Below are 12006 nucleotides of genomic sequence, written 5' to 3'. Positions count from 1 at the left end.
GGCCGCGTTCAGGCCGGCCGCGCCGTGGTTGAGGGGGAGTGCGCAGCGCAGTGCGCCACGGAGCACGGGTACGAGTCGCAAATCGGCAAAGGGTTCAACGGCAAGCATTCCTGCATGCCGGGCTCAGGCGCCGCTGCGCGGGTCCAGGCCCATGGCCTGGCGCGCCATCCAGTCCTTGAGCGGGCCGAAGCGCTCGAAGCCCTTCATGCCCCAGTTGCGCAGCATCTGCACCGGCACCTCCGGTCGGCTGAACAGCTGCTGCAGCCCGTCCATGGCCAGGCCCATGGGCGCCAGCGCGGCCTTGCGCTCGCGTTCGTATCGGCGCAACAGGCGCAGATCGCCCGTGCTGCGCCAGTAGCCGCGCTCCTGCAGCACGCGGGCCAGGGCCTGCACATCGCCCAGGCCCAGGTTCAGGCCCTGGCCTGCCAGCGGGTGCACGTTGTGGGCCGCGTCGCCCACCAGCACCCAGCTGCGGGCCGAGCGTGCATCGCCGTCAGGCATGGAGCCGCACCAGTGGTCGGCCACGGCCTGCTGCAGCGGCCAGGCCATGCGCGGCGCGCTCAGCTCCAGCCGGCCCAGCGCGCCCTGGCTGATGGCTTCCAGCCGCGCCGTGAAATCCTGCGTGTCGGCGGCCAGCCAGCCATCGGCCAGCTCGCGGGCGATGGACCAGACCACGGCCACGCTGTGACCTTGGGGGCCTTCCAGCGGAAGCAGGGCCAGGATGCCTTCGGGCGTGAACCACTGGCGCGCCACCTGGCCGTGCGGCAGCTCGCAGTGCAGCCGGGTGGCGATGGCGTGCTGTGCATAGGGCGTGACGGCGAAGTCCACGCCGAACTCGCTGCGCGTGCGGCTGGCACGGCCTTCGCAGATGGCCGTCAGCGGCGCGGCCACGGGCTGGTGCACCACCTCGACCATGGGCTGGTAGCGCACGGCCTCGGCCAGGCGCTGCTCCAGCGCGGGTACATCGACGATCCAGGTCAGGGCGTCGACGTCCTGGCGGGCAGCGTCGAACAGCACGTGGCCGTCCAGGTCGCCAAAGACTTCCATCTGCGTCACGGGCGTGGCGTGCTCGTCGTCCGGCCAGCAGCGCAGGCTGTCCAGCAGGCCGCGTGCGCTGGCATTGAGCGCGTAGGCGCGCACATCGGGCGCGTTGCCGGTGGGAGCGGCCACCACCAGGGCCACGCGCAGCCGTTCCCGGGCCAGCAGGAGAGCCAGGGTCCGGCCTGCGATGCCGGCCCCGCGTATACATACATCAAAGGTTTGCGCCATGGCCGGCATTGTAGGAGTCCGGGCCATGCCGGGGATTCCAACTGGCGCAAACTCCGGCTTTGGCGTGATGTGCCGCAGCCTGCGTCGCCATCTGGCATATTGCCGCCCATCGCATGGCGCCATTCGCGCCATGGATGGCATACACACTCCAGATTTCCCCAAAAAGAGCTATCCGATGTTTGACCAAGAAAGAGACGTGCAGGGCCGCATTGCCCAGTTGTGGGTATATCCCGTCAAATCCTGCGCGGGCATCGCGCTGCAAAGCAGCGGCGTCGGCGCCACGGGCCTGGCCTGGGACCGCCATTGGATGGTGGTCGATGCCAACGGCGAATTCCTGACCCAGCGCGACCATCCGCGCATGGCCTGGATACGCCCCGAGCTGGAGGCCGGCCACCTGGTCCTGCATTTCCCCCAGCTCCCGCCCTTGCGCATCCCGCTGCAGGCCACGGGTCCGGTGCGCCAGGCGCGCGTCTGGTCGGATGGGGTCCAGGCCTGGGACATGGGGCCGGAGGCAGCGCGCTGGCTGACCCAGGCCCTGGGCGCGGATTGCGCCCTGGTGCGTTTCGACCCGGCCGCGCCGCGCCGCACCAGCGAGCGCTGGACAGGCGGCGAGGCCGCGCCCGTGCACTTTGCGGACGGCTACCCGCTGCTGGTGCTGAGCCAGGCGGCCGTGGATGAACTCAACCAGCGCCTGCAGGCCGCCGGCCAGCCCGCCGTCGATGCCCGCCGCTTCCGACCGAACATCGTGATCGAGGGCCTCGAGGCCCACGACGAGGACCGGGTCGACGGGTTCGACGTGCTCGATGCCCGGGGCCTGCGGCTGCGCATGGCCAAGCCCTGCACACGCTGCCCCATTCCCGACATCGACCCCGTCACGGCCGTGCAGGGCACCGCCGTGGGTGATGCCATCCGTACCTACCGCCAGGACGACCGTGTCGATGGTGCCATCACCTTCGGCATGAATGCCGTGCTGGAAGGCCTGCACGACGGGGCTGAACTGGCTGTTGGCCAGTCCGTGGCCGGCGACTGGCAGTTCGCCTGAAACGACAGGAAATGCCCGGTTGACTAAAATGCGGGGTTTGTCCCCAGAATCCCTGTAGAAAGCCCTGCCATGAGCCTCAAATGCGGCATCGTGGGCCTGCCCAATGTGGGCAAGTCCACTCTCTTCAACGCGCTGACGAAGGCCGGCATCGCCGCCGAGAACTATCCCTTCTGCACCATCGAGCCGAACACCGGCGTGGTGGAAGTGCCCGATCCGCGCCTGCAGAAGCTGGCCGACATCATCACGCCCGAGCGCATCGTCCCGGCCATCGTCGAATTCGTGGACATCGCCGGCCTGGTGGCCGGCGCCTCCAAGGGTGAAGGCCTGGGCAACCAGTTCCTGGCCCACATCCGCGAAACCGACGCCATCGTCAACGTGGTGCGCTGCTTCGAAGACCCGAACGTCATCCACGTGGCCAACAAGGTGGACCCCATCGCCGACATCGAGGTCATCCAGACCGAGCTGTGCCTGGCCGACCTGGCCACCGTCGAGAAGGCGCTGAACCGCTACAGCAAGGCCGCCAAGTCGGGCAACGACAAGGAAGCGGCCAAGCTGGTGGCGCTGCTGACCCCCATCCAGGCTGCGCTGGACCAGGGCAAGCCCGCACGCACGGTTCCCGTCTCCAAGGAAGACGCGCCCCTGCTCAAGCAGTTCTGCCTGATCACCGCCAAGCCCGCCATGTTCGTGGGCAACGTCAGCGAAGACGGCTTCGAGAACAACCCGCTGCTCGACAGCCTCAAGGCCTATGCCGAGGCGCAGGGCGCTCCCGTCGTGGCCATCTGCGCCAAGATCGAGGCTGAAATGGCCGAGATGAGCGACGAGGACCGCGACATGTTCCTGCAGGAACTGGGCCTGGAAGAACCGGGCCTGAACCGCCTGATCCGCGCCGGCTTCGGCCTGCTGGGCCTGCAGACCTACTTCACGGCCGGCGTCAAGGAAGTGCGCGCCTGGACCATCAAGGTCGGCGACACCGCCCCCCAGGCCGCAGGCGTCATCCACGGCGACTTCGAGCGCGGCTTCATCCGCGCCCAGACCATCTCCTTCGACGACTTCATCGCCTTCAAGGGCGAGCAAGGCGCCAAGGACGCGGGCAAGATGCGCGCCGAAGGCAAGGAATATGTCGTCAAGGATGGCGACGTGATGAACTTCCTGTTCAACGTCTGAGGCGGCACATGCTGCAGCGGGGCTGCTAAAGCAGCTCCCGCGCTTCTCGGAAAAACCGCGCTTTGCGCGGTTTTTTCCTTGCCAGGAACGTTTCATTTCCACGCGCTGAGCCGCCATGGACAATGGCGCCTTTCCATTGGGGAAAGAGAGACCTTGAAATGGACCGCCCGCATTTCAGATTCCATCCCGGCGCCTACGAAGCCGTCTTCGAGCAGGAAGAGGGTGTGTGTTCCTGCTGCGGACAAAACCGCAGCCTCAAGTACGAAGGCCCGTTCTACAGCCAGCAAAGCCCCGACTACCTGTGTCCCTGGTGCATTGCCAGCGGGCAGGCTTGCGAGACATACGACGGCGAACTTGTGGGATACACCGATATCGAAGGCGTGTCGCCTGATCCGGCAGACCCGGAGCCCGCCATCGCCAGGGAGCTGCTGCTGGAAGTAGCGCTGCGCACGCCCGGCTACAGGGCCTGGCAGCAGCCCGTGTGGCTCACGCACTGCAACGAGCCCTGTGTCTTCCTGGGTCACGCCGACAGGCAGGCCGTCGAGCCTTTCCTCGCTGAAGTCCTGCCCGACATCGAAGGCATCTACAAAAAGGATGCCCAGTGGATGCTGGAGCGGATGTCCAAGGACGGCATGATTTCAGGCTGCCTTTTCCGGTGCGTGCGTTGCGGCGAGCATAGGCTGCATATGGATGTGGGATGAACCCGATGATCGACTACGAAACGCTCTCCACCCAGACCGGCATTGCCTTGCCGCCACTGTTGAAGGAATTTCTGGCATCGGGAAAGATCCACTACGGCCCGGATTGGGCTGATACCTGGCGCCAGCGCTGCCTGCAGGACCCGCCCTTGTTCATGAGTTGGCAGGACTTCGAATGGATAGACGCCGAAGCCAGCCGGGAAATCATCGAGGGCTGGCTCAATCCTTCCGCGCAGAACGGCAGGCGCTTTTTGCCATTCGCCCAGTCGGGCGCCGGCGATGCCTGGTGCCTGACGCCGCTGGACACGCATGGCGTGGGCGTGGCGCTGGTGTTGCACGATGACGAGGCCAGCAGCGTTGCCCATGCCTGCTTCGATGACTTTGTCGGTGCGGGATTTCTGCAGGCCTTTGCGGACCTGAGCGATCAGCTGGATGAATTGTCGGAGCCGGAGGCTTTGCAATTGTTGCGGGCCGATGTCGCACAGACCGCGCGCTTCATGACGCAGGAGTTGGGCGACTATCTGCAGGATTTCTGCCGGCGTCCCTTGGAGATCAGGCCTTGGCGCGACGGGCCCCGGGCGCGTGTTCGCCAGGTGGCTTCATTGATTTCACAAGATGAACTGGCGGCCGAACTGGACCGGCTGCCCGCCGTGGACCTTTCCTTTCCCGTCGTGGCGCGCTGGGAAGTGTGTTCATCGGACGAGGGCAGCACGCAGCCCGGCCTGGTGCCAGAGCCCGCAAAGATCGACTGGCGCACCCTTGCCGCCGATCCCCTGCAGAAGATGGCGGCCATCATAGCCTGCCAGAGTGAGCATGGCTGCAGCCTGGGACAGGCCAAGGCCATGGTGGACCAGCACCTCGGCGGCCGTGTGAACGCGCACGCCTGACCGGGGGCAGGCCGGCGCCTTCAACCCACCATAGCCATCCATCCCGCCAACCGACCGCCTTCACCCTCCAGTTCCGCAGCCCCTCCCATCCGTGCCGAACTCTTCTTCGGGAATGCAAGGCAGATGCTCCGGGGGGGGCCTGGACATTGAGCTTCCGATCGTGCTGGATTGCTTGGCAGAGGCCCAGGCTGTTTCGGAGCGAGCGCCGTAAGATGACCCGTCGTCACCCGACAGGGTGAAAAGACAGGCCCGAGCAAGGTAACGCCAGCAAGAAAGGAATCACGTCCTATGGATAAGCAGGCGCTTGGCGAACGCGATATCTGTACCAAGCTCATCACGCAGGCTATGGAAAAGGCTGGATGTGACGCCCGGACCGAGGTGCGCGAAGAATTCTCTCCGGCCGCACTCAGGGCCACCAGCGGGGGCGCAGTATGAGCACCCACCTGCCCGCCGACTATCCGGCGCTGCTGGCCGATATCAAGCAGCGTGTCCGCCATGCCCAGACGCGGGCCATGCTGGCGGTCAATGCCGAATTGATCCGCCTGTATTGGGATATCGGGGCACTGATCGACCAGCGCCAGAAGCGGGAAGGCTGGGGTGCCGCAGTCATCCCTCGGCTGGCCAGGGATCTGCACAACGAACTGCCGGAGGAAAAAGGTTTTTCCGAGCGCAACATCAAGCGCATGCTGGCTTTTTATCGCGAGTATCCCTCTCTGGCTGCCACAGCCGGGAGCACAGAGAAAGTGCCACAGGCCGTGGCACAACTTGCCCCCGGCGAAAAAGTGCCACAGGCTGTGGCACAAAGCCGCCTGGCGCCGGGGGTGGCGGCAGATGGCGCACAGGTGTTTGCTGCTGATGTTCTGCTGTCCCTGCCGTGGGGCCACCACGCCGAGCTGATCGCCAAGGTCAAGGAGCCGGGCGCACGCCATTGGTACATGTGCGCAGCCATCGAAAACGGATGGAGCCGCAGTGTCCTGCTGATGCAGATCGAAACAGCCGCGCACCTGCGACAAGGCAGAGCTGCCAGCAACTTCGCCTTGCGCCTGCCTCCGCCGGATTCCGACCTGGTACAGCAAACGCTCAAGGACCCTTACCTGTTCGACTTCCTGACGTTGGAATCAGGTTTCCATGAGCGTGAGTTGGAAACCGGTCTGATCACCCATCTGGAAAAATTTCTCCTGGAGCTGGGCCAGGGCTTCGCCTTTGTGGGGCGCCAATACCACCTGGACCTTGCCGGAGACGATTTCTACATAGACCTGCTGTTCTACCATCTCAAGCTGCGTTGCTACGTGGTCATCGACCTCAAGCGGGGCGATTTCAAGCCTGAATACGCGGGCAAGATGAACTTCTACTGCAACGTTGTAGACGACAGGTTGCGACACGCAACCGACCAACCCACCATCGGTTTGATCCTGTGCCAGAAACCCAATCACGTGCTGGCCGAGTATGCGCTGCGCGGCGTGGACAAGCCCATCGGCGTTTCCGGTTTCGAGCTCACCCGTGCCTTGCCGGAAACCCTGCAAAGCAGCCTGCCCAGCATCGAACAGATCGAGCGCGAGCTGGGAGGCGGGCATGAATGAGCACACCGCCGGGCTGCTGGAAAAGTACCTGCGACAGCTCGAACGCCGCGGGTAGTCATGCGATAGAAAAACACGCCAGCGCTCAACAGGTTGAATTTGACCGTCCGATGGCCCGTGGCGGTCTGCTGTGCCGGGCTCGAAGCCGCCCCTGCAACCCACCATAATCACCCATCCCGCCAACCGACCTCCCTCACCTTCGTGCCCCACCCCACCAGTCCCGCAGCCTCTCCCATCCATGCCGAACTCGTTGCCGTGCTGGCGGCGGTGACCCAGGGCACACCGCGCGTGCTGACCACGGCGGACGGGCAGTTGCTGCCGGCGGGGCCGTTCGAGGTGGGGCACCGTTCGCTGCAGGCCGGCCTGCGCGCCTGGGTGGAGGAGCAGACCCATCACCCGCTGGGCTACATGGAGCAGCTCTACACCTTTGCCGATGGCGATCGCACCGATGCCAGCGGGGCGCGCGTGATCTCGGTCAGCTACCTGGGGCTGACGCGCGAGTCTGCCGACCGCAGCGCGGGGCAGGCCGTCTGGCAGGACTGGTACCGCTACTTTCCCTGGGAAGACTGGCGCGGCGGCGAGCCGGCCCTGCTACGCTCGCACATCGCTCCGCGCCTGCATGCCTGGATGGCCGAGGCGCGCGGCGCCCAGCGTGCGCTGCGGCGCCAGCGCGCGGACATTGCCTTCGGCCTGGACGGCGGGCCCTGGAACGAGGACATGGTGCTGCAGCGCTACGAGCTGCTGTACGAGGCCGGACTGGTGCAGGAGGCGGCCCACCGCGTCCATGGCGCGGCCGCCATGCTGCCCGGCGAGGCCATGCACCACGACCACCGCCGCATCCTGGCCACGGGCATGGCGCGGCTGCGCGCCAAGATCAAGTACCGGCCCGTGGTGTTCGAGCTGATGCCACCCGAGTTCACGCTGCTGCAGCTGCAGCAGACGGTGGAGGCCCTGGCCGGGCGCGGGCTGCACAAGCAGAACTTCCGCCGCCTGATCGAGCAGCAGGATCTGGTCGAGGAGACCGGCCAGCTCACGGTGGGCTCGGCGGGCCGGCCGGCCAAGCTGTTCCGCTTTCGCAGCGATGTGCTGCTGGAGCGCGCCATCTCCGGCAGCAAGCTGCCCCTGGCCAAGGGCATCGACGGTTCTCCCTGAGCCGCACGGCACTTGCCCGATTGTGACAATGGCTTGACAGCACTTATGCTCGTATCTAGCATAAGTTCCTCGCTCAAGCCCGCAAGGCCGCGCGCCACATTTTTTTGACCTACATATACTCAAAATGAGCATTAATATTGCCAATGCCCTCAGTGCCCGCCTGCCTGTGCCGCCGCTGCCCGACCTGATGCTGGAGCCGCTGGTGCGCTCGGCCCTGCTGGAGGACCTGGGCCGCGCGGGCGACCTGACCACGGATGCCATCGTCCCTGCCGACGCACAGGCCGAACTGCGCCTGGTGGCGCGCCAGGAGGGCGTGCTGGCCGGGCTGGACATGGCGCGGCTGGCGTTCCGTGCGCTGGATGCGCAGTCGCGTTTCGAGCCGGTGCTGCGCGATGGCAGCGAACTGGCGCCCGGCCAGGAGATCGCGCGCATCCACGGCAGCGCGCGCGCCATCCTCACCGCCGAGCGCGTGGCGCTCAACTACCTGTGCCACCTGAGCGGCGTGGCCACGGCCACGGCATCGATCGCGCGGGCCATCGCCGACACGGGCGCACGCGTGACCTGCACGCGCAAGACCATGCCGGGCCTGCGTGCGCTGCAGAAGTACGCCGTGCGCGTGGGCGGCGGCAGCAACCACCGCTTCGGCCTGGACGATGCCGTGCTGATCAAGGACAACCACATCGCGCTGGCCGGCGGCGTGGCCGAAGCCCTGGCCCGGGCGCGCGCGGGCGTGGGCCACATGGTGCAGATCCAGCTGGAGGTGGACACGCTGGAGCAGCTGGAGGTGGCGCTGTCCCTGGGCGTGGAAGTGGTGCTGCTGGACAACATGGACCTGGACACGCTGCGCACGGCCGTCTCTATGGCGCGCGGGCGCGCGGTGACCGAAGCCTCGGGCCGCATCACGCCCGAGACGGCGCGCGCCGTGGCCGAGACCGGCGTGGACCAGATCGCCGTGGGCTGGATCACGCACAGCGCCCGAGTTCTCGACATCGGCCTTGACACCTGAAATGAGGCACCCCCTGAGCCGCTGCGCGGCTTCCCCCGTGTGCACGGCGCCCTCTCTCGCTGCGCGGGAGGGGGGCGTCCGGGCAACCGGCGACACCCTGGCTGCGGGGCGGCGCGGCCGGCTTAGGCCCTTGCTCGGTGTCCCTGAGTTGGGCTACGCCGGTTTTTTGCACCTAGCCCAGTGGAGCAGGTGCCATGTTTTTTGAAGGGTGTACCTTGAAGCGACGGGGACTCTGGACGCTGGCGGCCTGCGCGCTGCTGGCGGGCGCATCGGGGCTGTGGCTGGCAGCGCCGGGCAAGGCCGGAACGCGCCTGGAGCGGCCCATCACCATCGTCGTGACGTTTCCGCCGGGCGGCGGCACGGACCTGCTGGCGCGGCGCCTGGGCGAGCAGCTGCAGCAGCGCCTGGGCCAGCCCGTGGTGGTGGAGAACCGGCCGGGCGCCAGCGGCAACATCGGCGCCCATGCCGTGGCCCAGGCCGCAGCGGACGGCAGCACCTTGCTGATGGCCAACAGCTCGTTCGCCATCAACCCCGGTGTCTACGAACGCCTGGACTTCGACCCGCGCAAGGACTTCACGGCGGTGTTCAACGCCGGCTCCATCGCCTCGGTGCTGGTCGTGCCTGCGGACAGCGCGCTGCAGACGCTGGAGGATGCGCTGGCCCAGGCGCGCCAGGACCGGCCGCTGCTGTTCGCCTCCTGCGGCAACGGCACGCCCCAGCACCTGGCCGGCGAGATGCTGGCCCGCGACGCGAAGCGATTTGTCCAGCATGTGCCCTACAAGGGCTGCGGCCCGGCCATCACGGCCGTGGCGGCAGGCCAGGTGGCGGCGGGCATGGTCACGGCCAGCAGTGCTGCGGCCATGATCGCTGCAGGCCGCGTGCGCGCCCTGGCCATCACGGCGCCGCAGCGACTGCCGCAGCTGGCCGGCGTTCCCACGGTGGCCGAGCGCGGCCTGCCGGGCTTTGCGGTGGAGCAGTGGCATGGCCTGCTGGCACCTGCCGCCACGCCCCGGGCCACGGTGCAGGCATTGCATGACACGCTGGAGCAAGCGCTGGCCGATCCCGCCGTCAGCGCTGGCTTGCGCGACCAGGGCTACACCCTGGCGCGGCAGACACCGGGCCAATTCCAGGCGCTGATCGCGGCCGACATCGACCGCTATGCGGCCGTGACCCGGGCGCTGGGCCTGAAGGCCGATTGAGGGCCAGAGAAGGGCCAGAGAAGAGCCAGAGAAGGGCCGATTGGCGACTTACTGCATGAACCAGCCGTGGCTGACCACCAGCGACTGGCCGGTCAGCGCATTGCTGGGGAAGCCCGCGAACAGCAGGGCCACGCGGGCCACGTCCTCGGTGGTGGTGAACTCGCCGTCCACGGTTTCCTTGAGCATCACGTTCTTGATGACCTCGTCCTCGCTGATGCCCAGCGTGCGGGCCTGCTCGGGAATCTGCTTGTCCACCAGCGGCGTGCGCACGAAGCCCGGGCAGATCACATTGGCGCGCACGCCATGCTTGGCGCCTTCCTTGGCCACGGTCTTGGCCAGCCCGATCAGGCCGTGCTTGGCCGTGACATAGGGCGCCTTGAGCAGCGAGGCTTCCTTGGAGTGCACCGATCCCATGTAGATCACGCTGCCGCCCCGGCCCTGCGCATACATGTGCCTGAGGCAGGCGCGCGTGGTGAGGAAGGCGCCGTCCAGGTGGATGGCCAGCATCTTCTTCCAGTCGGCAAAGCTGAATTCCTCCACCGGATGCACGATCTGTATCCCGGCATTGCTGACCAGGATGTCGATGCCGCCGAAGGCCCGGGCGGCCTCCTCGACCGAGGCGTTGACCTGGGCCTCGTCGGTCACGTCCACGGCCACGCCCATGGCCTGGGCTCCCGTGGCGCGCAGCTCGGCCGCCGTGGCGTCGGCTGCCTCCTTGTTGAGGTCGGCAATGACGATGCGCGCGCCTTCGCTGGCGAACAGCGTGGCGATCTCCTTGCCGATGCCGCTGGCCGAGCCGGTGATGAAGGCGACCTTGTCCTTGAGTTGCATGGTGAGTCTTTCCTGGAGAGTGGATGAAACAGGCCGGTGCCCATCTTCGGCGGGGCCGGCCGCGTGCCCTTGTCGGCGCAGGGACCAGTCTGGCGCCGGTTTCTTAGACGAAACTGAGTCGGCAGGCCCGGCTGCCCAGTGTTGGCAGCCCGCAAGTCATGCCCGTGACGGCCGGCCCTTCAGGGCGCGGCGGCCTCGCGGTGCCGGGGCTGCTGGAACAGCTCGCAGACCAGTTCGCGCAGCCAGCGCTTGGCCGGTTCCTGCTCGAAGCGCCAGCTCCAGTGCAGCGACACGTCGAAGCGGTGATCGGGCAGGTCGGCATCGCGCACCGCATAGCCGCCGCGCTCGACAAAGCCGGCCGCGATCTCGGCCGGCATGATCACCGCCAGGTCGGTCTTGCCCACGATGGAGGGCACGGCCATGAAATGCGCGGCCGACAGGCGGATGCGCTCATCGAGCCGCAGCGCCTGCAGGATGCGCAGCGTCTCCGAATGCGAGCGCACGGCCGCGAAATCCAGCTGGCGCAGCGTGGCCAGCGCCAGTGGCGCGCCTTCGGGCACGTGCGCCAGCGCGGGGTGGCCGCTGCGCAGCAGCACGCCGTAGTGGTCGGACAGCAGCACGGTCTGCCGGGTCCGCGTGCCACCCGGCAGAAAGCCGATGGCGATGTCCAGCGTGCCCCGGTCCAGCGCATCGGCAATGCCGTCCAGCGGCATGGGCAGGGTCTCCAGCTGCACATGCGGGGCGCGCTGGTGCAGCGCCTGCATCAGCGGCGGCAGAAAGCGCGCCTCGCCGATGTCGCTCAGGTGGATGCGAAAGCGCTGGCGCGCCTGCAGCGGCTCGAAGCTCTGGGCCTCGGACATGGCGACTTCCAGCACCTCCAGCGCCTGGCGCACGGCCAGCGCCAGGCGCTCGGCACGCGGCGTGGGGCGCACGCCTGCGTGCGCGCGCTCGAACAGCGGATTGCCCAGCAGCAGGCGCAGCCGCGTCACGGCCTGGCTGGCGGCGGGCTGAGACATGCCCAGCTCCTCGGCCGCGCGGCTGACGCTGCAGTGGCGGTACACGGCGTCGAAGACGCGCAGCAGGTTGAGGTCCAGGTTCTTGATATCCATTTGGTGAATATCTCTTAGATAGTTTATTCAATTGCTGGAAATCATAAGCGCCTGCACCATGGGCACCGACTT

The 12006-nt window shown here is 67.2% G+C and carries 11 protein-coding genes; 8 read left to right on the top strand and 3 right to left on the bottom strand.

The annotated features are described in order from the left end of the window. Positions 1-123: 123 nt before the first annotated feature. Positions 124-1269, bottom strand: coding sequence for an FAD-dependent monooxygenase (locus AAN986_RS23530; protein ID WP_026062153.1), 1146 nt, complete (start codon positions 1267-1269; stop codon positions 124-126). Between the two features lie 175 nt (positions 1270-1444). Here AAN986_RS23530 and AAN986_RS23525 point away from each other — a divergent pair, with 175 nt between their 5' ends. The 8 genes from AAN986_RS23525 to AAN986_RS23490 all read left to right on the top strand — a co-directional run bounded on the left by AAN986_RS23525 (position 1445) and on the right by AAN986_RS23490 (position 9994). Continuing rightward, complete coding sequence (locus tag AAN986_RS23525; protein ID WP_034399449.1) at positions 1445-2311, top strand: MOSC N-terminal beta barrel domain-containing protein; 867 nt, start codon at positions 1445-1447, stop codon at positions 2309-2311. A 69-nt stretch (positions 2312-2380) separates the two neighbouring features. Then, on the top strand, positions 2381-3475 hold the full coding sequence (gene ychF, locus AAN986_RS23520; protein ID WP_047217470.1) for a redox-regulated ATPase YchF: 1095 nt from the start codon (positions 2381-2383) through the stop codon (positions 3473-3475). 158 nt (positions 3476-3633) lie between these two features. Then, a complete protein-coding gene (locus AAN986_RS23515; RefSeq protein ID WP_047217471.1) occupies positions 3634-4176 on the top strand; it encodes a CbrC family protein in 543 nt (180 codons plus the stop codon). Further along, positions 4173-5060 (top strand): SMI1/KNR4 family protein, encoded by an 888-nt coding sequence (locus AAN986_RS23510; RefSeq protein WP_156179769.1) that lies wholly within the window; start codon positions 4173-4175, stop codon positions 5058-5060. The genes AAN986_RS23515 and AAN986_RS23510 overlap by 4 nt, the downstream gene beginning before the upstream one ends. A gap of 431 nt (positions 5061-5491) precedes the next feature. Next, positions 5492-6640, top strand: a complete 1149-nt coding sequence (locus AAN986_RS23505) for a PDDEXK nuclease domain-containing protein (RefSeq protein WP_047217472.1) — start codon at positions 5492-5494, stop codon at positions 6638-6640. A gap of 198 nt (positions 6641-6838) precedes the next feature. Continuing rightward, entirely contained in the window at positions 6839-7789 is a 951-nt protein-coding gene (locus AAN986_RS23500) for a membrane protein (RefSeq protein ID WP_013804059.1), read from the top strand. Positions 7790-7913: 124 nt separating this feature from the next. After that, entirely contained in the window at positions 7914-8795 is an 882-nt protein-coding gene (gene nadC / locus AAN986_RS23495; RefSeq protein ID WP_016447964.1) for a carboxylating nicotinate-nucleotide diphosphorylase, read from the top strand. A gap of 194 nt (positions 8796-8989) precedes the next feature. Further along, positions 8990-9994 carry a tripartite tricarboxylate transporter substrate-binding protein gene (locus AAN986_RS23490; RefSeq protein ID WP_047217473.1) on the top strand — a complete coding sequence of 335 codons (1005 nt, stop codon included), beginning with the start codon at positions 8990-8992 and terminating at the stop codon, positions 9992-9994. Between the two features lie 48 nt (positions 9995-10042). Here the strand turns inward: AAN986_RS23490 and AAN986_RS23485 are convergent, their stop codons facing one another. Both AAN986_RS23485 and AAN986_RS23480 read right to left on the bottom strand, forming a co-directional pair. After that, positions 10043-10825: a 3-hydroxybutyrate dehydrogenase gene (locus tag AAN986_RS23485; protein WP_016453173.1), complete on the bottom strand. Its 783-nt coding sequence runs from the start codon at positions 10823-10825 to the stop codon at positions 10043-10045. Positions 10826-11004: 179 nt separating this feature from the next. Continuing rightward, positions 11005-11934: a LysR family transcriptional regulator gene (locus AAN986_RS23480; RefSeq protein WP_013804055.1), complete on the bottom strand. Its 930-nt coding sequence runs from the start codon at positions 11932-11934 to the stop codon at positions 11005-11007. Positions 11935-12006: the final 72 nt, after the last annotated feature.

Source organism: Delftia sp. DS1230, from assembly GCF_040112715.1.
In the GTDB taxonomy this organism is placed as follows: domain Bacteria; phylum Pseudomonadota; class Gammaproteobacteria; order Burkholderiales; family Burkholderiaceae_C; genus Comamonas; species Comamonas tsuruhatensis.
This window is presented reverse-complemented; position numbering and strand designations above follow the sequence as displayed.